The sequence below is a fragment of the Pedococcus sp. KACC 23699 genome, assembly GCF_045348425.1.
Taxonomy (GTDB): domain Bacteria; phylum Actinomycetota; class Actinomycetes; order Actinomycetales; family Dermatophilaceae; genus Pedococcus.
On the sequence record NZ_CP157483.1, the window covers coordinates 321,800 to 344,716 of the forward strand.

Consider the following 22,917-nt stretch of genomic DNA (forward strand, 5'->3'; position numbering starts at 1 on the left):
TCATCGCCGGGCGATGGCCGCTCCCGCGGGAGAGCCGGACGGAAGCGGCCGCGGGCACCGCAGGACCACGACGCTGCGGCCCTCGGCCTGCACCTTGGCACCGGGCTCGTACTCGGTCGCCTCGACCTCCTGGGCGGACGTGTCCAGCTCGGTGATCCAGTGCTCGCCGTACTCCTTGCCGGGCAGGACGAACGGGAGAACGTCGTGGTGACCGTTGAAGATGACCAGGAACGTGTCGTCGATCGTCTGCTGGCCGCGGGTGTCGGGCTCGGGGATGGTCTGGCCGTTGAGGAAGACCATCATCGAGCGCGCGTAGCCGTTGGCCCAGGACTCCTCGTCCATGTGGCTGCCGCCGGGCTCGAACCACGCGATGTCGCCCACGGCGCTCTCGCCGCCGTGGTCGGCCGAACCCGCGAAGAAGCGGCGGCGGCGGAACACCGGGTGGTCGCGACGCATCTCGACCAGCCGCTGCGTGAACGCGATCAGGTCCAGCTCGTCCTGGTCGAGCTCCCAGTCGATCCAAGAGATCTCGTTGTCCTGGCAGTAGCCGTTGTTGTTGCCGCCCTGGCTGCGCCCGAGCTCGTCACCGTGCAGCAGCATCGGCACGCCCTGGGACAGCAGGAGGGTCGCCAGCATGTTGCGCTGCTGACGCAGGCGGAGCGCGTTGACCTCGGGGTCCTCGGTGGGACCCTCGACGCCGCAGTTCCACGAGCGGTTGTGGCTCTCGCCGTCGTTGCCGTCCTCGCCGTTGGCGTCGTTGTGCTTCTCGTTGTAGGACACCAGGTCCCGCAGGGTGAAGCCGTCATGGGCGGTGACGAAGTTGATCGACGCGATCGGCTTGCGGCCACTGTGGCCGTAGAGGTCGCTGGAGCCGGTGAGCCGCGACGCGAACTCGCCGAGCGTGGCGCTCTCACCGCGCCAGAAGTCGCGCACGGTGTCGCGGTACTTGCCGTTCCACTCGGTCCACAGGGGCGGGAAGTTGCCGACCTGGTAGCCGCCGTCGCCGACGTCCCAGGGCTCGGCGATGAGCTTGACCTGGCTGACGATCGGGTCCTGCTGCACGAGGTCGAAGAACGCGGACAGCTTGTCGACCTCGTGGAACTGACGAGCCAGCGTGGCCGCGAGGTCGAACCGGAAGCCGTCCACGTGCATCTCGGTCACCCAGTAGCGCAGCGAGTCCATGATGAGCTGGAGCACGTGCGGGTGGCGCATGAGCAGGCTGTTGCCCGTGCCCGTGGTGTCGTAGTAGTGACCCTTGTCCTCGTCGACGAGGCGGTAGTAGGCCGCGTTGTCGATGCCGCGGAAGCAGATGGTCGGGCCGAGCTGGTTGCCCTCGGCCGTGTGGTTGTAGACCACGTCGAGGATGACCTCGATGTCGGCTTCGTGCAGCGCCTTGACCATGCCCTTGAACTCGGCCACCTGCTCGCCGCGCGTGCCGTATGCCGCGTAGCCGTTGTGGGGGGCCAGGAACCCGATCGTGTTGTAGCCCCAGTAGTTCGACAGCCCCTTGTCGCGCAGGGTGAAGTCGTTGACGAACTGGTGCACCGGCATGAGCTCGATGGCCGTGATCCCGAGGTTCTTGAGGTGCTCGATGATCACGGGGTGGGCGATGCCTGCGTAGGTGCCCCGGATCTCCTCCGGCACGTCGGGGTGGGTCTCGGTCAGGCCCTTGACGTGCGCTTCGTAGATGACGCTGTTGTGGTACTCGTGCCGCGGCAGGCGGTCCTGGCCCCAGTCGAAGAACGGGTTGATGACCACGGACAACATCGTGTGACCGAGGCTGTCGTCGGTGTTGACCTTGTCCGGCTCGTCGCTCGGGTCGTCGAAGCGGTAGGAGAACAGGGACTCGTCGCCGTCGGGCTGGCCGTCGATGGCCTTGGCGTACGGGTCGAGCAGCAGCTTCGCGGGGTTGCACCGGTGGCCTGCGGCCGGGTCGTACGGGCCGTGCACGCGGTAGCCGTACCGCTGCCCCGGCTGCACGCCGGGCAGGTAGCCGTGCCAGACGAAGCCGTCGACCTCCGGCAGGGGGTAGCGCGTCTCCACGCCAGCGTCGTCGACGAGGCACAGCTCGACGGTCTCGGCGGCCTCGGAGAAGAGTGCGAAGTTGACACCGGTCCCGTCGTAGGTTGCGCCGAGCGGGTAGGCCTTGCCGGGCCAGATCTCCATGTATCGCCTTCGTGTTCGTGTCGTGGTCGAGACCACGTCCTGCTGGTGAGGGCGGCATCGGCCTCGCGTCCGCTCCATTGTGCCGGAGGTCCGGCGACCTCGCTGACCAACGGCGCCCCGCGCGGTAAGCGCTCGCTCAGTAGAGTGCTGCGTGCGGGCAGGACCCGCCCGCCCAATCCCACCCCTTGGAGGACCGTATGACCACCCAGCGTGTCGCGATCGTCACCGGAGCCGCTCGCGGGATCGGTGCCGCCACCGCCAAGCGGCTGGCCGCCGAGGGCAACGCCGTGGCCGTGCTCGACCTCGACGAGGCGTCCTGCGCCGAGACGGTCGACGCCATCGTCGAGGCCGGGGGCCGGGCGATCGCCGTGGGCGTCGACGTCGCTGCGGCCGACCAGGTCGAGGCCGCCGTGCAGCGCGTCGCCGACGAGCTCGGTGGGCCGACGATCCTGGTCAACAACGCCGGCATCACCCGCGACAACCTGCTGTTCAAGATGACCGAGCAGGACTGGGACGCCGTCATGGACGTGCACCTCAAGGGCTCGTTCCTCATGACCCGGGCGGTCCAGAAGCACATGACCGAGGCGAAGTACGGCCGCATCGTCAACCTGTCCTCCACGTCCGCCCAGGGCAACCGCGGACAGGTCAACTACTCCGCCGCCAAGGCCGGCCTGCAGGGCTTCACCAAGACCCTCGCCATCGAGCTCGGCAAGTTCGGGGTCACCGCCAACGCCGTGGCGCCGGGCTTCATCCAGACCGAGATGACGAAGATGACGGCCGAGCGCATCGGGGTCTCCTTCGAGGACTTCATCACGCACTCCGCGTCGCAGATTCCGGTCGCCCGGGTGGGCCAGCCCGAGGACATCGCGGCGACCATCGCCTTCCTGACCTCCGAGGAGGCCGGGTTCGTCTCCGGCCAGGTCATCTACGTGGCCGGCGGACCGCAGGACTGATGCCGGCGACCGAGTTCGCCGCCACCCCCCGGCCGCCCCTCACAGTCACCTGTGACGGGACGCTCGTGCGGCCCCTGACGGCCCAGGCGTGGAGGGCCACCTTCCCGACGGTCAACCTGGTCGCGAGGTATGCCGTGACGACCGCCCTCGGGGTGCTCGTCTGGGTGTCGACGCACTCGGTCACGCTGGCGCTCGTGGTCGCCGTCCTCGTCCCGACGGCGGCCCTGGTGCTGACCCGGGCAAGGATCGAGCGCAACATCCGCGAGGTGGCCGGTCGGGGGGCCACCATCCGCTCCGGCTACGACGGCATCGGCCGGTTCGTGGTCGAGCGCAGCGGTGGCGCCGTGGAGTTCGCCCGAGGTGACGCCAGTGGTGTGGAGGTGCTCGGCGCGGTCGCCGTCATCCGGTCGCGCTCACGCCAACCCGCGTTCGTGACGCCTGCGGAGCTGGTCACCGCAGCGGACACCGACTTCCTCACCACGTTCCACGACGGGCTCGGCCCGGTCGGAGCCTTCCGCCTGGACCACCCCGAGGTCCGGCACCCGGTGCTGGTCACGGCGGCCGTGCAGCGGGCGGCATACCGGATGTCGGTCCGCGCCCTGGTCCGCCACCCGTCGAGCGTGGTCATCGCTTTCGCCGCGGTGCTGGCCGTCGCCGTGGTCGCGATCGCCCCCTCTGCACCGGCGGCGATCGCGATCGCCCTGACCCTCGTGCTCGTGGCCGCCGTCTACGTCGCGGGCCCGCGCGCCGGGGTCCTGAAGCTCTTTCCCGAGGGCAGCGTCGTCGGGGCCGCGGTCGACGACGACGGGCTGCTCCTGCACGTCCCGGGATACCCGACTCGGGTCGAGGCGTCCGAGCTGCGCACGGTGCTGGTCGCCGAGGACGGGATCGCCGTGCGTCGTCGCAACCTGCGCACCCACGTGCTGCCCCGGCAGGCCCTCGGCGACGAGGAGCTCGAGCGCCTTCGCACGCTGGTCGGCCGCTGAGCCCACGGCCTCACCACTCGAGTCGATCCATGCCGTGACGCGCACGAATCGCCCTCGTTCGCCAGAGTGGCAGGGCGATCCGTGCAGCAACCAGCAGCTTTCGCCGCCGGGTCCTCAGGAAGCGGTGACCACCAGACGACCGGTGGTCTGGCCGGCGCCCAGGCGCGCCATGGCAGCTGGAGCCTCAGTGAACGGAATCCGTTGGGAGACGAAGGGTTTCACCAGTCCTTCGGCCGACCATGCGGTCAAGACCTCGTGCGCCTGCCGAGCCACGGCCGGGTTGCGCTGCAGGTACAGCCCCCAGTGCAGGCCGAGGATCGAGTAGTTCTTGACCAGCGCGTGGCCGAGGGCCGGGGCCGGGATCGCGCCGCTGGTGAAGCCGACGACGACGATGCGTCCCTCGAAGCCGATGACCTTGGTCGAGGCCTCGTAGGACGCGCCGCCCACCGGGTCGAACACGACGTCCGCCCCCGAGCGACCCACCGCCTCCTTGAGGTGGCCGACGAGGTCTCCTGCGTTCCGGTCGACGACGACGTCCGCTCCAGCGGCTCGAGCCACCTCCGCCTTCGCCTCACCACCGACGACGGCCACCACGCGGCCGCCCAACGCCTTGCCGACCTGCACGGCAGCACTGCCGACGCCGCCGGCTGCGGCGTGGACCACCAGCGTCTCCCCCGGTTGGAGCGCAGCGCGACGCACCAGCCCCACGTATGCCGTCTGGTAGCCGATGGTCAGACAGCTCGCCTGCGCGTCGTCGAGCGACGGTGGGGCAGGAAACGTGCCGGCCAGCGGCAGCAGTGCCTGCTCCGCCAGGCCACCGTGCGGCATCGCCGTGGTGCCGACGACCCGGTCGCCGACCATGACGTGCGGATCGGTCGTGACGCCGACCACCGGTGAACCGATCTCCAGCACCTCGCCACAGACCTCGACGCCCGGGACGAACGGCAGGTCCGGGCGCACCTGGTAGTGGCCGCGAGCCATGAGCACGTCGGGGAAGTTCAGTGCCGTCGCGAGCACCCTGACGCGAACGTGCCCGTCAGGCACCTCGGGAACAGCGACGTCCCCCAGGGCCAGGACGTCCGAGGGCTCACCGAGGGTGGTGACCTGCCATGCCTGCACGCGCGTCTCCTGCTGCTCGGGGTTCGTCCGCCGGCGGGTGTTTCCGTCGGTGGCGTTCCGTCGGTGGTCGTCGATCGGGCGTCGTCAGTCGGTGCCCAGGGTGACCGCGGGCAGCGCCCCGGCCATCCGCCGCATCCCGGCGAGCCAGCGATCCGGGTCCGCGGCGCGGCGTTCGTACATCTGGGCCACCTCGGGGTGCGGCAGCACGAGGAAGCGCTCCTGCTCCATGGCGGCGAAGAGGTCCCGCGCCACGTCATCGGGGTCGACGGCGTCCGGCTCCATCAGGGCCCGGCCGGCCTTGCCCGAGCTCCACAGCATGTCCGTGCGGACTCCCTGCGGGCAGACCGCGTGCACGCGGACTCCCTTGTCGCCGTAGGTCATCGACAACCATTCAGCGAACGCGTATGCAGCGTGCTTGGTCACTGCGTACGGCGCAGCACCGGGGATGGACAGCAGGCCGGCAGCCGACACGGTCGCGACGAACGTGCCGCTGCCCCGCTCGACCCAGTCCGGGACGAGCAGCTTGGCCGCGCGCACGTGCGCCATGACGTTGACGTTCCACGAGACGTCCCAGGCCTTCTGCGCCACCGCTTCGGTGCCACCGCGGGCGACCCCGGCGTTGGCGCAGTAGACGTCGATCTCGCCGAGCTGCTCGCGGGCCGTCGCGACCAGGGCAGCGACGCCCTCCTCGCCGGCGGCATCACCTTGGACGGCAAAAGCCATGTCCCCCAAGGCTTTTGCGGTCAAGGCGACAGCCTCTGCGTCGAGGTCGTTGACGACCACGCGAGCGCCGGCTGCCACGAACGCCTTCGCGTACGCCGCCCCGATGCCCCTCCCGGCACCGGTGACGACGACGCCCTTGCCGGTGAGGTCGAGGGTCACAGGTTGCCGCCGAGGGTCACGCCGCCGTCGACGACCAGCGTCTGCCCGGTCACCCACCCGGCATCCTTGGACAGCAGGAAGGAGACCGCCCCGGCAACGTCCTCGGGGAGCCCGAGACGCTTCATCGGATAGGCGGCAGCCACCTTCTCCTCCCGCCCTTCATACAACGCCTCGGCGAACTTCGTCTTGACGACCGCGGGGGCCACGGCGTTGACGCGCAGCGCGGGGCCGAGCTGGTAGGCCAGCTCCACGGTGAGGTGGATCAGCGCGGCCTTGCTCACGGCATACCAGCCGATGGCGCCGGTCGCACCGAGTCCGGCGATGGACGCGACGTTGACCACGGCTCCGGGGTTGGCCTCGCTGCCGAGCCCGGCGGCGATCGCCTTCTGCGTCCACGAGAACGCCGAGAGGACGTTGACCTCCATGATCTTGCGCGCCACGTCCAGCGGGGCGTCGAGCATGGGGCCGTAGACGGGGTTGATGCCCGTGTTGTTGACCAGGTAGTCCAGGCCGCCGAAGGTCTCGCGGGCGGCCGCGACCACCTCGTCCTGGTGGGCCTCGTCGGCGGCGTTGCCGGCGATGCCGAGGGCCTTGGACGGGCCACCGAGGTGCTCGACGGCCTCGGCGAGGGCCTCGGGCTTGCGGGCGGTGATGACGACGCGGGCGCCCTCGGCGACCAGCTTCTCGGCGATGCCGAGGCCGATCCCCCGAGAGGCGCCCGTGACGATGGCGACGGCGTTGTCGTGCGTCGGGTGGGAAGCCATGGATGTCAGAGGCCGAGGTCGCGGCCGATGAGCTCCTTCATGATCTCGTTCGACCCGGCCCAGATCTTCGAGACCCGGGCGTCGCGCCAGGCGCGGGCCACGCGGTACTCGTTCATGAAGCCGTAGCCACCGTAGAGCTGCACGCACTCGTCGAGTACGTCGTTCTGCACCTGGGCCGACCACCACTTGGCCTTGGCCGCGTCGACCGCGGTGAGGGTGCCGTCTGCGTGCGCGGCGATGCAGTCGTCGATGTAGGCCTGGGTGACCTCGAGCTTGGTCTGCAGCTCGGCCATCTTGAACTTGTTGTGCTGGAACGAGCCGATCGCCTGGCCGAATGCCTTGCGCTCCTTGGTGTACTCGACCGTCTCTCGGAAGATCTGGAACGCGTGAGCGGTGTTGGCAACGGCCGCACCGATGCGCTCCTGCGGGAGTCGCTGCATCATCGAGATGAAGCCGAGGCCCTCCTCGCCGAGCCGGTTGGCGTCGGGGACGCGGACGTTCTCGAAGAACAGCTCGGAGGTGTCGGCCTCCTCCTGACCCACCTTGTCGAGCTTGCGGCCGCGGCTGAAGCCCTCCATGCCGGCCTCGACCACGAGCAGGCTGATGCCCTTGGCACCCTTGGACGGGTCGGTGCGCGCAGCCACGATCACGAGGTCGGCCTGGTAGCCGTTGGTGATGAAGGTCTTGGAGCCGTTGAGGATCCAGTCGTCACCGTCACGCACCGCGGTGGTCTTGAGGGCAGCGAGGTCCGAACCACCTGAGGGCTCGGTCATCGCGATCGCGGCGATGAGGTCGCCGCTGGCCATGCCCGGCAGCCAGCGCTGCTTCTGCTCCTCGGTGCCGAGGTCGACGATGTAGGGCGGGCAGACGTCGGAGTGGATGCCGAAGCACGAGGACACCGCGAAGTTGAACCCGGCGATCTCCTCGGCCGCGACCGCGTTGAAGCGGTAGTCGTCGGCCCCCATGCCGCCGAACTCCTCGGGGATGTCCAGGCCGAACAGGCCCTGCTTGCCGGCTTCCTTCCAGATGTCGCGGTCGACCGACTTCACCTCGAGCATCTGCTCGGCTCGCGGCTTGAGGTTCCGGTCGATGAACTCGCGGACGGAGCTGCGGAAGGCCTCGTGGTCGGGGCCGTAGATGTTGCGGGGCATGTGATCCTCCAAGTGACTAAGCGCTTGCTTAGTCTGCGATGGCTGCGGCATGCTGTCAACCATGTCGACCTCCGTGCGCGCCACACCCGGGGCCGCCGAGCGCGCCTCCGGGGGCGAGCCCGGCTCGGACACGGCCCACCGCCTGCTCGAGGCCGCGGCCGAGGCGTTCGCCGACCGCGGGTTCCACGCCACGACCACCCGCGACATCGCCTCGCGCGCAGGCCTGTCGCCGGCCGGGGTCTACGTGCACTTCGCCTCCAAGGAGGAGCTCCTCCACCAGCTCAGCCGGGAGGGCCACGAGGCCGCACGCGACATGCTCGTCGCTGCGGCCGAGGCGGCGCAGTCCCCCACCGAGGCGCTGCGCGCCATCATGGCCACCTTCTCCCGCTGGCACGCCGAGCACTTCCGCGTCGCGCGGATCGTCCAGTACGAGTTCGCCAACCTCACGCCTGAGCACCGCGTCGACGTCCTGGGCCTGCGCAAGCAGATCGACGCCGTCGTCCGCGACGTCGTGACCGCCGGGGTCGCGTCGGGCGAGTTCAGCGTCGACGACATCCCCGACACCACGCTCGCCCTGATGTCCATGGCCGTCGACGTCGCCCGCTGGTACGACCCGGAGATCAAGCGGACGCCCGAGGCGATCGGCGCCGCCTACGCCGACCTCGGCATCCGCCTCGTCACCGCCCGCTGAACACCCCGCCTGGCCCCAACCCCGAGCACCACGTATGGCGCGGACCCCGGCTCACGGGGCCCGCGCCATAGGTGGGGTGGTCGGCTACTTCACCTCGGAGCGGCGCACCCGCCACAGGCCGATGGCCAGCGGGAGGACGACCCACAACAGGCTGGAGGTCCCCACCTGGGCCCAGTCGCGCGCCTGCATCGCCGCACCCTCGAGCAACGGCTCGGTGGCGCTGCCGATGTCGAGCCACTGCCCAACCGTGCGCATCTGCTCGACCAGGCCGGTGACGATCGACCACACCGTCGGCAGGACGAGGTACGCCACGATCGCGGCCGGGGTGTTGAGCAGGGACAGGCCGAACCCGACACCCTGGGCCAGGCTCAGCACGAGCACCAGGGCCACGCCCCACAACATCCCGGCGGACAGCTGCCAAGGGCTGTCGGCACCCCGCACCTGGACCGCGATCAGGTTGGCCACCGCCGCCAGGCCCAACGCGGTCACGAAGGACGCTGCCGCGGCACCCAGCGAGGCGACCACCTTGGCGAGCACCACCCGGTGCCGGCGCGGCTCGAGCGCGAACGTCGTGAGTCCCGTGCGCTGAGACCACTCGGCCGTCGCCGCGAGGATGCCGACGATCGGCACGAGGAGCATCAGGGGCAGGGACGTGGCGCCGAAGTAGCCCTCGTAACCGTGCGCACCTCCGCCGACGAACAGCATGATCGTGACGATCACCGCCACCACCAGGCCGATCGTGACCAGCAGCCAGCGACCCGCGCGTGTGTCGAGCTGCTTGCGCAGCTCGACGAGGACCAGTCGCGCGAACGGCACGGCGGTCGTGGGACGTGGCCCGACGATCCGGGGCAGGGAGGGAATGCTGCGGGCGCCCTGCCCCGACGTCTCGGGCCGGGCACCGGGGACTGCGTCGCCGGTTCCCTCGCGGGCGGTCCTCGTGGTGGCCTGCGTGCTCATGCCGCCACCTCCTCGCGGGCGTTGCCGGCCGTGAGCTCGAGGAACATGTCCTCGAGCCCGCGACCGTCCGCCTGCCGCAGCTCGACCAGGACGACCCCGTGCCGTGCGGCAGCGGCGCCGACGGCAGCGGGCTCCGACTCGGCGACCAACCCACCCCCGGGGGCCTGCGTGGTCGCGATCCCCTCCGCTCGCAGCGCCCCCTCCAGCGCTGCGTCGTCGGTGGACCGGACGGTGGTGCCTGCTCCTCGGAGCAGGTCCTCCTTGGCTCCTGAGGCGACGATCCGACCGTTGCCGATGACGACGATCTCGTCGGCGACCAGCTCGATCTCATTGAGCAGGTGCGAGGACAGCAGCACCGTGCCGCCGTCGTCGGCGAAGCCCCGCAGCAGCGACCGCATCCACCGGATGCCGGCCGGGTCGAGCCCGTTGGCGGGCTCGTCGAGCACCAGCACCTCCGGGTCGCCGAGCAGCGCGTGGGCCAGCCCGAGGCGCTGGCGCATGCCGAGGGAGTAGTTGCGCACGCGGCGGTGGCTCTCGCGCTCGGTGAGCCCGACCACGTCCAGCACCTCGTCGACACGGCGCCGGTCGACGCCCATCACGACCGCGGACAGGGCGAGCACCTCGCGACCGGTCCGACCCGCGTGCTGCGCGCTGGCGTCGAGGAGCACCCCGACGTGGCGGCCGGGGTTCGGCAGGGCGGCGTACGGCCGCCCCAGGACCGTCGCGGTGCCGGAGGTGGCGGTGGTCAGCCCGCACAGGATGCGCATCGTCGTGGACTTCCCGGCACCGTTGGGCCCGAGGAAGCCGGTGACGAGCCCGGGCCTGGCGTCGAAGGTGGCCGAGTCGACGGCCACCATGGATCCATAGCGTCTGGTCAAGCTGTTCACGGAGATCATGGGCGCCAGCCTGTGCCGCCACCGCTGCCGCCCGCGTCGGCCTGGCGCACCTGCCGGGTCATCCTTTGGTCTCTCCCGTCCGCGACGCGAGGATGACGCCACGTCCCGGCCTCGCCGCATACGCTCGGCGCGTGCTGCTGCGAAACCCGTCCCCACTCCCTCGGACGGCATGGGGTGAGACCTGGCGCCTCCTGCTGGCGCTGGGCGCCGGCATCCTGCTGTTCGGCATGGTCCTCACGGAGGCCGATGCCCCAGGGGCCCGCCCAGTGCCCGAGGTCGTCCCGTTCATCGAGCTCGTGCTGGGCGTCGCGGCCATCGCGCTGGTGCCATTGCGACGCCGCTTCCCGCTGCCCGTCGCGGTGGCGACGGCGGCGTTCAGTGGAGCCTCCTCGATGGCAGCAGGGGCCGCGCTCCTCACTCTCGTCTCGCTGTCGACCCACCGGCAGTGGCGCCCCGTCGCGGTCGCCGCCGGCGTGTCGGTGCTGGGCGGGTTCACCTACGAGGCGCTCCGCCCCAGCGTCGAAGGCCTCTGGGCCGGACTGGCAACCATCGCCCTCGGTGGACTGATGGTCGCGCTCGTGGTCGCCATCGGCTACTACATCGGAGCCCGCCGCGATCTGGTCGTGTCGTTGCACGACCGTGCGGACACGGCCGAGCGTGAGCAGGCCAGTCGGGTGGCCGAGGCGCGCGCCAACGAACGTGCCCTGATCGCTCGGGAGATGCACGACGTGCTGGCGCACCGGATCTCTTTAGTGGCCATGCATTCCGGCGCCCTGGCCTACCGCACGAACCTGTCGGCGGAGGAGACGACGCAGACCGCGTCGGTTATCCGTGACAACGCCCACCTCGCCCTCACCGAGCTGCGCGAAGTGCTCGGAGTGCTGCGGGACCCCAGTGCCGGCACCGAGGCGCCCGGGGTCGAGCCGCCGCAACCGACCCTCGCAGCCGTGCAGACGCTGGTGGACGAAGAGGTTGCGTTGGGCCGGGACGTCCGTGCATCCATCCGGGTGGCTGACCTCGAGTCGGCGCCGACTGCCCTGTCGCGCAATGCCTTTCGCATCATCCAGGAGTGCCTGACCAATGCCCGCAAGCACGCGCCGGGGGTGCCGGTGGCCCTGACGGTGACCGGTGGACCAGGTGCCGGACTCGACATCCGCCTGAGCAACGCGGTGCCCGTGATGGCGCCGACTGCCCACCCCATGCCCCGGTCCGGCATGGGGCTCGCCGGGGTGACCGAGCGCGCCGTCCTCTCCGGGGGCGAGCTGACCTTCGGCACCGACCGGCGCGGCGAGTTCGTCGTGCGGGCTCGGCTACCGTGGCGCGCATGAGCCACGACATCCGGGTTGTCCTCGTGGACGACGACCCGCTCGTACGGGCGGGGCTGGGCATGATCCTCGGCGGCGCCCCGGACATCCGGGTGGTGGGCGAAGCCGGCGACGGTGTCGAGGCGTTGACCACCATCGGTGTCGAGCAGCCCGACGTCGTGCTCATGGACCTGCGCATGCCTCGCCGCGACGGGTTGGAGGCCACCCGCCTCGTCGTCGCCGGGCAGGGCGCCTCCGGGCGCCTGACGCCGACCCGCGTCATCGTCCTGACGACCTTCGACACCGACGACATGGTCGTCTCGGCCCTGCGCGCGGGGGCGAGCGGCTTCCTCCTGAAGGACACGCCGCCGGAGCGCATCGTCGACGCGATCCGCTCCGTCGCCGCCGGGGAGCCGACACTGTCCCCCACCGTCACCGCCCAGCTCATCGCGTCGGTGACCAGCGGTGGCTCGGACCGCTCCACCGCCGCCCGCGCGCAGCTCGCGAGCCTGACCGACCGCGAACGTGACGTCGCCGTGGCCATCGGGCAGGGCAAGTCCAACGCGGAGATCGCCACCGAGCTCTACCTCGGCGTCCCCACGGTCAAGACGTACGTGTCCCGTCTGCTGACCAAGCTCGGCGCGGACAACCGCGTGCAGATCGCGCTCGTGGTGCACGACGCCGGCCAGAGCTGACGCGGCCGGCGTCGGGGGCAGCGCTCAGCGGGCGCTGAGGGGCTCGACCTGCCGGACCAGCTCTGCGACGAGCTCGTAGGTGTCGTCGTCGGTGTTGTCGGCCAACCCCAGGATGGCCGTGTCGATCCCGGCTGCCGACAGCTGCCCGAACCGTTCGACCGTCTGGTCGACCGTTGCGTACGGCATCCCGCCCGGCCCGCTGCCGGACCCGTCGCGGCTGAGGGCCACCCGGGCGAGCACGGTCTTGTCGATCTCGGCGTAGTCGCGCCCGACGTCCTCGCAGTGGCCGCGCAGGATGTCGAGCTTGCGCGGGATGCCCTCCGGCCCCAGTCCGTTGTCGAACAGGTTGCAGGCGTCCGCGTACTGCGCCACGAGGCGAAGGGTCTTCTTCTCGCCACCGCCGCCGATGAGGATCGGCGGGTGCGGTCGGCTCACGCTCTGGGGGACGTTGAGGGGGCGTTCGAGCTGGTAGTGCTGCCCGGCATACGGGCTCTCGTCGCCAGCCCACATCTGCAGGCAGATCTGCAGCGTCTCCTCGAGTCGCTCGAAGCGTTCCTTCGTCGAGGGGTACGGCACACCGAGGCCGCGGTGCTCCTCCTCGTTCCAGGCGGCACCGATCCCGAGCCAGGCGCGACCGCCGGACAGGACGTCGAGGCTGGTGACCGTCTTGGCCAGGAGGCCGGGGTGGCGGTAGGTCACGCCGGTCACCAGGGTGCCGAGCTGGATCCGGCTGGTCTGGCCGGCGGCGAAGGCCAGGGCCGTGTAGCCCTCGACCATGTCGAGCTCGGGCGGCCCGATCATCGAGATCTGGAAGAAGTGGTCCATCACCCACAGGCTCGACAGGCCGGCTGCCTCCGAGCTGCGGGCGATCCGGCCGAACGTCGGGCCGATGGACGCGGGGGCGTCCGGCCAGGAGAAGAAGGAGACCTGCTGTCCGAGGCGCATGACCTCATCGTGCGCACAGGTGGCCGGCGTCCACAACACCGCTGGGGCACGTGGTGCACCACAGCGCGCGGCTCCCCCGTCGGGGGCGCCGCGCGCTGTGGTGGTGCGCCTGCGGTGGTGCGGGTGCGGTCAGTCGCGGGTGAGCTTGCGGTAGGTCACCCGGTGCGGACGCGCGGCGTCGGCGCCGAGGCGCTCGACCTTGTTGGCCTCGTAGGACTCGAAGTTGCCCTCGAACCAGTACCACTTGCTGGGGTTCTCCTCGCTGCCCTCGTAGGCGAGGATGTGCGTCGCCACCCGGTCGAGGAACCACCGGTCGTGGCTGATGACGACGGCGCAGCCGGGGAAGTCCAGCAGGGCGTTCTCCAGCGATCCCAGGGTCTCGACGTCGAGGTCGTTGGTGGGCTCGTCGAGGAGAAGCAGGTTGCCGCCCTGCTTGAGGGTGAGCGCGAGGTTGAGGCGGTTGCGCTCACCACCGGACAGGACGCCGGTCATCTTCTGCTGGTCCGGGCCCTTGAACCCGAACTGCGAGACGTACGCCCGCGACGGGATCTCGACCTGGCCGACCTGGATGTGGTCGAGGCCGTCGGACACGGTCTCCCAGAGGTTCTTCTTCGGGTCCAGGCCGGAGCGGCTCTGGTCGACGTAGGACATCTTCACGGTCTCGCCGACCTTGACCGAGCCGCTGTCGGCCTCCTCCAGGCCCACGATGGTCTTGAAGAGCGTGGTCTTGCCGACACCGTTGGGCCCGATGACGCCGACGATGCCGTTGCGAGGCAGCGTGAAGGACAGGTCGTCGATGAGGACGCGGTCGCCGAAGCCCTTCTTGAGCTTGTTGACCTCGATGACCGTCGACCCCAGGCGCGGGCCCGGGGGGATGACGATCTCGTCGAAGTCGAGCTTGCGGGTGCGGTCCGCCTCGGCGGCCATCTCCTCGTAGCGGGCCAGACGCGCCTTGGACTTCACCTGGCGGGCCTTGGCGTTGGAGCGCACCCACTCGAGCTCGGTCGCGAGGCGCTTGGCGAGCTTGGCGTCCTTCTTGCCCTGGACCTGCAGACGCGCCTGCTTCTTCTCGAGGTAGGTCGAGTAGTTGCCCTCGTAGGGGTAGGCGCGGCCGCGGTCGAGCTCAAGGATCCACTGCGCCACGTTGTCCATGAAGTAGCGGTCGTGGGTCACGGCGACGACAGCGCCGTGGTAGGCCGCGAGGTGCTGCTCGAGCCACAGGACCGACTCGGCGTCGAGGTGGTTGGTGGGCTCGTCGAGCAGCAGGAGGTCCGGCTTCTGCAGCAGCAGCTTGCACAGTGCGACGCGGCGACGCTCACCACCGGAGAGCACGGTGACGTCAGCGTCCGGCGGCGGGCAGCGAAGCGCGTCCATCGCCTGCTCGAGCTGGGAGTCGAGGTCCCACGCGTCGGCGGCGTCGATGGCCTCCTGGAGCTTGCCCATCTCCTCCATCAGCGCGTCGAAGTCAGCGTCCGGCTCGGCCATCTCGGCGGAGATGGCGTTGTAGCGGTCGAGCTTGGCCTTGATCTCGCCGGCGCCCTCCTCGACGTTGCCGAGAACGGTCTTGGACTCGTTGAGCTCGGGCTCCTGCATGAGGATGCCGACGGAGTACCCAGGAGTCAGGCGGGCCTCACCGTTGGAGGGCTGGTCCAGCCCCGCCATGATCTTGAGGACCGAGGACTTGCCGGCGCCGTTGGGTCCGACCACACCGATCTTGGCCCCGGGATAGAAGGAGATGGTGACGTCATCGAGGATGACCTTGTCGCCATGGGCCTTGCGGGCCTTCGACATGACGTAGATGAACTCGGGCATGGGGGCAAGGCTAACGGCCACCGCCCCCACGCCCGAATCCGCCTGCCGCGCGCTCAGACCGCGGCGAGCTCCTGCTCGGCGTCGTCCCGGGGCACCAGCCCCGTCGGTTGCGGTACCACCTCGTACGCGTCGTTCTCCGCGTCCAACCCACCACCGGACTCCAGCTCGGCGTGCACCGACTGGATCGCCTCGTCGGAGAGGCGGTCGGTCTGGTCCACCTGCGCCCGGCTCACCTTCACCAGCTCGGTGGTCCCCCAGGTCAGGTCGTGCCCGACCGTGTAGGCGTCGATCTCCACCGAGGTGGCGGGGATGTTGTCGCTGCGCATCCACTGGTTGACCCTCATCCGTCCGTAGACGAACACCGGGTCACCCTTCTTCAGCGAGTTGCCGACGTTGGCACCGAGGGTGCGGAACGCCGTCACGTTGAAGAAGTTGGTCGGGCCGTCCTCGTACTCGCGCGTCTGGGGGTTGGGTCGGCGCACCGTGGACGCCAGCCGGAACGCCGTGAACGGCACTCCGCCCCGGGTCGTCCTCGACTCCGGGTTGGCCACCAGTCGCCCCACGACCGTCGTGTAGATCTCGTTCATGTCGTCCACCTCATCTGTGTCTGTCCTGTCCGTCCCCTTCATGGGGTTGAGGCAAGGGTCGTCACGAGGGGTCGGCGGCGAAAGGAACGGCGACGGTGGCTGTGGACGGCGCTGCCGAGGACCGCCGACCTGTGGACGATGGCGCAGGTCAGGCAGCGGCGCGGTCGAGCCCCTCGCGGGTCGTGCGGTGGCGAGCCAGCACGGCCCGGACCGGGCCGGCGATCCGCTCTGCGGCGACCCCGGACACCGCCTCCGTCAGGCGACGACGGATGACGTGCCCTCGTCGGCGTGCGCCGATCCTCGCGACCCACCGGGCGACGGCGGCCAGGGCCAGCCCGAGGAGCAACCCCCCGGCGAACATGAGCAACGGGTACGGCACCGGCCCGAGGCTGGGCGTGTCGATGCGCGGCAGCGCGAGCCACCCGAGCACCACCAGCACCACGAGCCACCCCAGCCCGAGCACGGCGACGAGGGACAGCAGCAGCTGGGCGACGCCGAAGGCCCGCCACCACAACGGCGCACGCATCCGCAGCGAGGTGCCCACGACGGCCTGGTCGAGGGCGTCGGCGAGCTCCGGACCGGGCGGGGTGGCTGCGTCGGAGACCGCCTCGGCCCAACGGTGCGGCAGGCCGTCAGCGGCGCGGTCGCCGACGGCGCGCGTCGCCAGGTCGACCGCAGCGCGTGCGGCCGGGGTGGGCGGTGGCAGGGACGACCGGCCCAGGACCGAGCGCACGTCCCCGGCGGTGAGGGCGAGCTTCTCCTCCACGGAGTCGCGGGTGTTGAGCCGGAGCCGCTTGATCGGGTCGGGTCGCAGGGCTCGGACCCAGCGGGTGAACGGCCACCCGGTGCGGCTCCACGCCTGGTTGCGGTAGTCCCGCTCGACAGCCGCCACGACCGTGGGGACACCCGCCGCCCGGGAGAGTGCGTCCACGAGCTCGGTGTCGACGTCGTCGGGCAAGGTGACCTCGGAGTCGGCGACGTCGGCACGCAGGCGTCCGGCAGTGGCGCGGACGTCCGCAGCCAGCCGCGCCTGGGCGGCGTTGCGCGCAGCCACCGCGGTGCCGAGGCGCATGCCGAGCTCGTCGAGCCCGGCGCGTGTGGTCGCCGACGTGGCGAGGACCTGCACCCCTGCGATGCCGTCCTCGGCGGTGAGACGGCCGAGGTCGCCGCGGACCTGCTGCACGGAGTCCGCCGACAGACGGTCGGCCTGGTTGAGGACCACGACGGTCACCGCGTCGTGGGTGGCCAGCACCTTGAGGAAGTCGTCGTGCAGCCGTGCGTCGGCGTACTTCTGGGGGTCGGTGACCCAGACGAAGACGTCGACGAGCTGCAGGACCCGCTCGGACTCGTGGCGGTGCGCCTCCACCCGGGAGTCGAAGTCAGGCAGGTCCAGCAGGACCAACCCGTCGAGGTTCCAGCCCTGCGCCGCCCGGCCCTTCTCCCCTGCCTGCTGCCCGGCGGCATCGCCGACCACGTGGTGGCGCTGGGCGACCTGCAGCCAGTCGAGCAGGTCGGTCGCGTCATCGTCCCCCCACACGGCTGCAACAGGACGCGAGGTCGTGGGTCGCCTCGCGCCCACGGTCGCCACCGCGTCACCGACGAGGGCGTTGAACAGGCTGGACTTGCCCGACCCCGTCGCACCCGCGAGCGCGACGACGGTGTGGTTGCCGGAGAGCGCCGTCCGGGCGGTGACCTTGTCGATGACGGCGGCTGCGTCGGCAGCCCTGGCCGGATCGAGCTGCGCCGCACCGGACTCGAGGGCACCACCCAGCGCGCTGGAGCGCTCGACCAGCTCCTCGGCACTCATGCCCTTGACCTTGGTGCGGCCCATGATCAACGGGCTCATCGGACCGCCTTCACCGCTGCTGCGGCATCTGCCAGGCGCTCGGCCCGGTCCTGCTGGATGGTGACGCCCTCGAGGGCGGCGTCGTAGCGCAGCTGTTCCGCGGCATACAGGTCACGGACCCGCTCGAGGAGCCTGGTCCGGGCCCGCGCGGCCATGTCGCGCACCGCCTGGTCGCCGAAGATGGCCTCGAGCACCTTCTGGGCCAGGACCGCGGTGCCACCGGCGATGCCGACCTCCGCCCCTATCAGTCCTCCGGTGTGGGCGAAGACGACGAGCATGAGGATCACCCCGATCCCGTTGAGCCCGTATGCCGCGATGCGGGCCGTGGTGCGCCGGTCCTTGCCCTCGCTGCGCACCAGGTCGAGCAGCTCCCCCTGCCAGTCGCGGACGAGGCGTTCGACGGCCTCGGTGAACTGCGGGGAGGTCTTGGCCATGCCCGAGTGCGCCTGCAGGACGGAGTCGCCACCGGGCAGCATGCGCCACTGGCGCACGACCGTGGCGGCGGCGCCCTGGCCCTGGGACTGGATCAAGGCGGCGACGCCGGACTGCAGCGCCTCGCCGAGGTCACCGGCGGGTGGCGGCGTGCCCTTGACGGCAGCGGTGATGCGGTCGCGGACCTTGGCGACCGTCGACTCGACCTGCTTGAAGAACTCCCCCGTGCCGACGTACTCCTGCCACCGGGCCAGCACCTCCCCGCGAAGGAGCGTGCCATCGGTCATGCCGTGCTCGACGTGGTGGAGGGCGTCGCGGTAGGACAGCTCGGCCGCATCGCGCAGGGCACTCACGGCGGCGGCCTGCTCATGGGCGGACCCGACGAGCGATGCGGTGCGTTCCTCGAGCGAGCCCAGGGCCCCGTCCAAGGTCTGCTTGACGATGACGGCCCGGGCGCGGGCGTCGCTCGCGAGCGCCGACAGCCAGGAACGCAGGCGGGCGACGTCGGCCTCGGGGAGGCGTCCCTCGGGGGTGAGCGTGGCCTCGGGGATGCCGAAGATGGGAGCGGTCGACAGGCCCTGCTCGCGCAGCATGGACGCGAGGTGACCGCGGATGTCGGCCATCGCCTCGGGCGGGACCCGGTCGAGCACGATGGCGACGGCGGTGCCGCGCTCGGAGGCCTGGCGCAGGAGGTCCCAGGGCACGGCATCGGCATACCGGGCCGCCGTCGTCACGAACAACCAGAGATCGGCAGCGGCCAGCAGCTGACCGGCCAGGGCGCGGTTGGCGCTGACGACGGAGTCGATGTCGGGGGCGTCGAGAAGGGCCATGCCCGGGGGCAACGAGCTCGAGGGCACCAGCCGCAGGGAGCCGGCCCCGTCGTCACCGGTGACCGCGCCCGTGACCCTGCTGAGTCCGGGCAGGATCCGGTCGTCGAGGAACCAGCGCTCGTCCTTGGGGTGGTGCACCAGGACCGGAGTCGTCGTGGTGGGGCGCAGCACGCCGGAGCGGCTGACCTGCGCGTCGACGATCGAGTTCACCAGCGTGGACTTGCCCGCTCCGGTGGACCCGCCGACGACCGCGAGCAGGGGGGCGTCCAGCGAACGCAGCCGCGGGATGACGTAGTCGTCGAGCTGCTTGAGCAGTGAGTCCCGGGTGGCCCGACCCGCGGCGACGCCCGGGATGTCGAGCGGCAGCTCTGCGTCTGCCACCCGGTCGCGCAGGGTCGTCACGGCGCCCAACACGGACTTGGCGTCGTCCCTGGAAATCACACCGCAAGCCTAACGAACCGAACCCCCGTGCAACCGGTCGCGACAGACCGACAGGGGCCACGCATCGGTGCCGTTCCACCCTCGGCCTGCTGGTGAGGCCATGGTGCGCGCGCTCCTAGTGGCGGAAGTAGCCGTCGTAGCCGCTCGAGGAGGAGCCGTCACCGCGGAGGTCCCCTCGCGGTTGAAGCCGCTCGACGGGCGCGATCTGCTCCACGTCGTCGAGCACGATGGCGTCCCTGTCGGCCTCGCGCTGCGCGTGCTGGCCCTCCGTCGCCGTGACGGCGGCAGGTGCCTCCGGACCGCCGACACCCTCGAGCTGGTCACCGTCGGCCTGGGTGAGGGCGTCGTCGAGGTCGTCCGCGTCCGGCAACCGTGCCCACCAGAGCCCGAGCGGGAGCAGGAGCAGCAGGGCGCCGAGCGGCCAGGAGAGGTTGCCGACCACCTGCTCGTGATACCCCGGCCCAGGGGCGGTGCCACTGACGACCGACGGGTCGGGCGACGCGAACGGGTTCTCGGCGAAGAGCGCCACCACCCCCACAGCGGCGGCGGCAGCAGCGAGCAGGGTGGAGGCGCCCCAGAGGACGAGCCACTCCCAGCGGAGCACCCGGGTGTGACTCACCGGTTGGCACCGGTGCAGGACGACCACCAGAGCGGCGAGGGTGAGCACGATGACCAAGAGGCTCATCGGCATGCGGTACCCGCCGAAGAGGGCCATCCCGGTGATGCGCTTCATGAGGGACGGGTTGGTGGGCGCATCGACGGAGCCGTTGCCGTAGAACTGGGCCCCGATCTGCCAGGCGTACCGTGCCTCCAGCACTGCTCCCACCAGCAGGGCGATGATGCCCACCTCCGCCAGGCGGACGGTGAGGAACCACGTGCCCGGCGCCGACAGGTTCCTGGCCTTGTGCAGCATCCCCGTCCCCCTTCGTAGGTCCGACCAACCTATCCTCGCCGGACGTCCACAATGGTGGGATGCGCATCTTCGCCGCGGTCGTGCCACCGGACGACGCCCTGACCGACCTCGGCGAGTTCCTCGAGCCCCGCCGCGACGCCGGCCCGGAGCTGCGGTGGACCGATGCGTCCCTGTGGCACATCACGCTGGCGTTCATGGCCGACGTCCCCGAGCGCCGGCTGGACGAGGTCGCGCTCGCCGTGGCCTCGGCGGCGGCCCAGCGCGACCCGTTCGCGGCACGGCTCTGCGCGGGAGGGGCCTTCCCCCACGCGGCCGACGCGAGGGTCCTGTGGGTCGGCGTCGACGGCCGGCCCACGGCGTTGGAGTCGCTCGACGCGTTGGCACGCAACGTCCGGTCGTCCTGCGCCCACGCCGGTGCCACCCCCGAGGGCGGCGGGTTCCAGCCCCACCTGACCGTGGCGCGTGCCCGGCGCCCGTTCGAGGCGACCCGGTGGCTGCGCGTGCTGGACGCCTACCGCGGCCCCGAGTGGGTTGCGACGGAGGTCACCCTCTTCGCCTCCCACGCCCCGGGCGGCGGGCGTCCGCGTCACTACCGCCCGGTCGGGACCATGCCCCTCGGGGGCGAGCCGTGACGCGACCCGGCTCATTGCCTGCTGTCGCCCCTGCACCACTCATCCCGCTCATCGACGTGCACCCGTATGCAGCCCGCGAGGCCTTTGCGGCACTGGTCGCCCACGCGGTGCCCGGGCTCGAGCGGGTGCAGGCGTCCACGCGGACGTACGAGCGACTGGTGCCCGCTCCTGGTGGACCGCGCCTGCTGCGGGCCGTGTTCGGCGACGAGACCGTGTCGGTGTCGTTGGCGGTCCGCCCGACGACAAGGGCGCCCCGGGACGACCTGCAGCCCGACGAGCTGGACCACGTCCTGCGACGGGTGCGGCAGTGGCTCGACCTCGGAACCGACCTCGAGGCGGTGGCCGCCCACCTCGGCACGGACCCGGAGCTGGGCGCCCTCGTCAGCGCCAACCCGACGCTGCGGATCCTCGGGGCCTTCGACGGGTTCGAGGCGACGGTGATGACCGTGCTGGGCCAGCACGTCTCACTGCAGGCTGCCCAGACCTTCGCCGCACGACTGGTGACCCGTTGGGGGTGCGCCGACCCGGACACGGGGCTCCACGAGTTCCCCACTGCTGCAATACTTTCGGAGGTCGACCCGGCGGAGCTGCAGTCCGTGGTCGGGGTGACCGGCACTCGCGCCCGAACCGTCGTCGCACTGTCGCAGGAGTGCGCCGAGGGGCTCGTCGTGGCCCCGGAGTCCGACCCCGCCGAGGTCCGCCGTCGACTGCTCGCCCTGCCGGGCATCGGCCCGTGGACCGTCGACTACGTCGCCATGAGGGCGCTGCGTGACCCGGATGCGTTCCCCCACGGCGACCTCGTCCTGCGCAAGGCGCTGGACCTGCCGACCCAGCGCGCCGTCCTCACCCGCTCGCTGGCCTGGAGCCCGTGGCGGGCGTACGCGGCCATCCACCTGTGGCACCACGCGGCATACGTGAAGCACCTGTGAACCCGTCGGGCAGATGGACGGCCGCCCGGCGGTCCCGTCCTAGACTGTCCGCGCACTGCCCCCGTAGCTCAGCTGGATAGAGCAAGAGCCTTCTAATCTCTAGGTCGCAGGTTCGAGTCCTGCCGGGGGCGCCACCGCCTGAGGCGTCACTGCAGGGCGAACGCAGCCTTGGCGACAGGGTGCGTGTCGGGCAGGATCAGCCGCTCGCCCGCCTGGTCCGAGGCGGCCTTGCGCCGTCCCAACGGGGTGTGCGGGTCGGCCCAGGCGACGCTGACCGCTCCGTTGCCGCTGCCACGCCGACCGACCGGGGTGACCGCGACGGGATTGCCCTGGGTGTCGGCGACGAACAAGGTGAAGTCGTCGTACCTGAACCTGTCGATGTCCACGATCGGCTTCGGGTAGTGGTGGTAGCCGGCAGCCTGCGGCAGGACCCCGGTGTGCAGGCCGGCCGGCAGCGCCACCGAGGCGTTGAAGATCCCGTCGGTCCAGGCCTGCACCCCGTCGGCGTCCTTGATCGGACTGGCCAGCAGCCCGGCGGCGTCGTGGTATCCCGCGGCCTCGTAGCCGGCGACGGTGCCCGGGAAGCCGGCAACCAGCCGGGCGGTCAGCTGTCGCAGCTGGTCCACCTTGGCGGGGTCGGCACAGAACTGCGCCGACCACTCGATGCCCGCGGGACCGAACACCAGCAGCCAGCCGGTGGAGTCCTTGAGCCAGACGCCGCCGCCGTGGTGGTCCTGGTAGGGCTTGTCGCCGAACCACCAGGGTTGGCACTGCCCCACGAGCTTGACCATCAGGGTGCGGCTCCTGACGTACTGCAGGCTGTCGGCGCGAGCGGGATGGTCACCCACGTTGACGGTCCACGGGTCGTCCTCGTGCTCGGGATGAACTCCGCCACCTCCCATCGACCCAGACTACGAGCGCGCCGGCCACCACGACAGCCCCGGCCGAGCCGTCCGGCTGGGGCTGTCGTGATCGTGCCGTGGATG

The 22,917-nt window shown here is 71.0% G+C and carries 21 protein-coding genes and 1 tRNA gene; 8 read left to right on the plus strand and 14 right to left on the minus strand.

The window, feature by feature from the left end; translation table 11 throughout:
• The gene (gene glgX, locus ABEG17_RS01490) at positions 1–2,166 is read right to left on the minus strand and encodes a glycogen debranching protein GlgX (protein ID WP_406831486.1); all 2,166 of its coding nucleotides are present in this window, start codon (positions 2,164–2,166) and stop codon (positions 1–3) included.
• A gap of 197 nt (positions 2,167–2,363) precedes the next feature.
• On the opposite strand from glgX, the gene fabG reads away from it, so the two are divergent.
• Together fabG and ABEG17_RS01500 are read left to right on the plus strand one after the other, a co-directional pair.
• Positions 2,364–3,119, plus strand: coding sequence for a 3-oxoacyl-ACP reductase FabG (gene fabG / locus ABEG17_RS01495; RefSeq protein WP_406831487.1), 756 nt, complete (start codon positions 2,364–2,366; stop codon positions 3,117–3,119).
• The gene (locus ABEG17_RS01500; RefSeq protein ID WP_406831488.1) at positions 3,119–4,105 is read left to right on the plus strand and encodes a hypothetical protein; all 987 of its coding nucleotides are present in this window, start codon (positions 3,119–3,121) and stop codon (positions 4,103–4,105) included. The genes fabG and ABEG17_RS01500 overlap by 1 nt, the downstream gene beginning before the upstream one ends.
• A 114-nt stretch (positions 4,106–4,219) precedes the next feature.
• Here ABEG17_RS01500 and ABEG17_RS01505 read toward each other — a convergent pair whose 3' ends face one another.
• The 4 genes from ABEG17_RS01505 to ABEG17_RS01520 form a co-directional block, all read right to left on the minus strand.
• Complete coding sequence (locus ABEG17_RS01505; protein ID WP_406831489.1) at positions 4,220–5,224, minus strand: NADPH:quinone oxidoreductase family protein; 1,005 nt, start codon at positions 5,222–5,224, stop codon at positions 4,220–4,222.
• A gap of 84 nt (positions 5,225–5,308) precedes the next feature.
• Positions 5,309–6,106 carry an SDR family oxidoreductase gene (locus tag ABEG17_RS01510; protein WP_406831490.1) on the minus strand — a complete coding sequence of 266 codons (798 nt, stop codon included), beginning with the start codon at positions 6,104–6,106 and terminating at the stop codon, positions 5,309–5,311.
• A complete protein-coding gene (locus ABEG17_RS01515; RefSeq protein ID WP_406831491.1) occupies positions 6,103–6,870 on the minus strand; it encodes an SDR family oxidoreductase in 768 nt (255 codons plus the stop codon). Before ABEG17_RS01515 ends, ABEG17_RS01510 begins: the two co-directional genes overlap by 4 nt.
• Positions 6,871–6,875: 5 nt before the next feature.
• On the minus strand, positions 6,876–8,021 hold the full coding sequence (locus ABEG17_RS01520; protein WP_406831492.1) for an acyl-CoA dehydrogenase family protein: 1,146 nt from the start codon (positions 8,019–8,021) through the stop codon (positions 6,876–6,878).
• Between the two features lie 61 nt (positions 8,022–8,082).
• Between ABEG17_RS01520 and ABEG17_RS01525 the strand changes: the two genes are divergently transcribed.
• Positions 8,083–8,712 (plus strand): TetR/AcrR family transcriptional regulator, encoded by a 630-nt coding sequence (locus tag ABEG17_RS01525; RefSeq protein WP_406831493.1) that lies wholly within the window; start codon positions 8,083–8,085, stop codon positions 8,710–8,712.
• 84 nt (positions 8,713–8,796) lie between these two features.
• On the opposite strand, the gene ABEG17_RS01530 is transcribed toward ABEG17_RS01525, so the two are convergent.
• Entirely contained in the window at positions 8,797–9,669 is an 873-nt protein-coding gene (locus tag ABEG17_RS01530; RefSeq protein WP_406831494.1) for an ABC transporter permease, read from the minus strand.
• Entirely contained in the window at positions 9,666–10,565 is a 900-nt protein-coding gene (locus ABEG17_RS01535) for an ATP-binding cassette domain-containing protein (protein WP_406831495.1), read from the minus strand. Before ABEG17_RS01535 ends, ABEG17_RS01530 begins: the two co-directional genes overlap by 4 nt.
• Positions 10,566–10,696: 131 nt before the next feature.
• On the opposite strand from ABEG17_RS01535, the gene ABEG17_RS01540 reads away from it, so the two are divergent.
• Positions 10,697–11,893, plus strand: a complete 1,197-nt coding sequence (locus tag ABEG17_RS01540) for a sensor histidine kinase (protein ID WP_406831496.1) — start codon at positions 10,697–10,699, stop codon at positions 11,891–11,893.
• A complete protein-coding gene (locus tag ABEG17_RS01545) occupies positions 11,890–12,564 on the plus strand; it encodes a response regulator (RefSeq protein ID WP_406831497.1) in 675 nt (224 codons plus the stop codon). Before ABEG17_RS01540 ends, ABEG17_RS01545 begins: the two co-directional genes overlap by 4 nt.
• 24 nt (positions 12,565–12,588) lie before the next feature.
• Here ABEG17_RS01545 and ABEG17_RS01550 read toward each other — a convergent pair whose 3' ends face one another.
• From ABEG17_RS01550 to ABEG17_RS01575, 6 genes are all read right to left on the minus strand, one after another.
• Positions 12,589–13,509, minus strand: coding sequence for an LLM class F420-dependent oxidoreductase (locus ABEG17_RS01550; protein ID WP_406831498.1), 921 nt, complete (start codon positions 13,507–13,509; stop codon positions 12,589–12,591).
• Between the two features lie 129 nt (positions 13,510–13,638).
• Positions 13,639–15,321, minus strand: coding sequence for an energy-dependent translational throttle protein EttA (gene ettA, locus ABEG17_RS01555; RefSeq protein WP_406831499.1), 1,683 nt, complete (start codon positions 15,319–15,321; stop codon positions 13,639–13,641).
• Between the two features lie 53 nt (positions 15,322–15,374).
• On the minus strand, positions 15,375–15,908 hold the full coding sequence (locus ABEG17_RS01560; protein ID WP_406831500.1) for a single-stranded DNA-binding protein: 534 nt from the start codon (positions 15,906–15,908) through the stop codon (positions 15,375–15,377).
• Between the two features lie 148 nt (positions 15,909–16,056).
• Complete coding sequence (locus ABEG17_RS01565; protein WP_406831501.1) at positions 16,057–17,754, minus strand: dynamin family protein; 1,698 nt, start codon at positions 17,752–17,754, stop codon at positions 16,057–16,059.
• Positions 17,751–19,457 (minus strand): ABC transporter, encoded by a 1,707-nt coding sequence (locus ABEG17_RS01570; RefSeq protein ID WP_406831502.1) that lies wholly within the window; start codon positions 19,455–19,457, stop codon positions 17,751–17,753. Before ABEG17_RS01570 ends, ABEG17_RS01565 begins: the two co-directional genes overlap by 4 nt.
• Positions 19,458–19,572: 115 nt before the next feature.
• A complete protein-coding gene (locus tag ABEG17_RS01575) occupies positions 19,573–20,370 on the minus strand; it encodes a hypothetical protein (RefSeq protein ID WP_406831503.1) in 798 nt (265 codons plus the stop codon).
• 59 nt (positions 20,371–20,429) lie between these two features.
• Between ABEG17_RS01575 and thpR the strand changes: the two genes are divergently transcribed.
• From thpR to ABEG17_RS01590, 3 genes are all read left to right on the plus strand, one after another.
• Positions 20,430–21,002: an RNA 2',3'-cyclic phosphodiesterase gene (gene thpR / locus ABEG17_RS01580; protein WP_406831504.1), complete on the plus strand. Its 573-nt coding sequence runs from the start codon at positions 20,430–20,432 to the stop codon at positions 21,000–21,002.
• Entirely contained in the window at positions 20,999–21,931 is a 933-nt protein-coding gene (locus tag ABEG17_RS01585; RefSeq protein ID WP_406831506.1) for a DNA-3-methyladenine glycosylase family protein, read from the plus strand. The genes thpR and ABEG17_RS01585 overlap by 4 nt, the downstream gene beginning before the upstream one ends.
• A gap of 57 nt (positions 21,932–21,988) precedes the next feature.
• A tRNA-Arg gene (locus tag ABEG17_RS01590) sits at positions 21,989–22,065 on the plus strand.
• 12 nt (positions 22,066–22,077) lie between these two features.
• On the opposite strand, the gene ABEG17_RS01595 is transcribed toward ABEG17_RS01590, so the two are convergent.
• Entirely contained in the window at positions 22,078–22,833 is a 756-nt protein-coding gene (locus ABEG17_RS01595) for a DUF6424 family protein (protein WP_406831507.1), read from the minus strand.
• Positions 22,834–22,917: the final 84 nt, after the last annotated feature.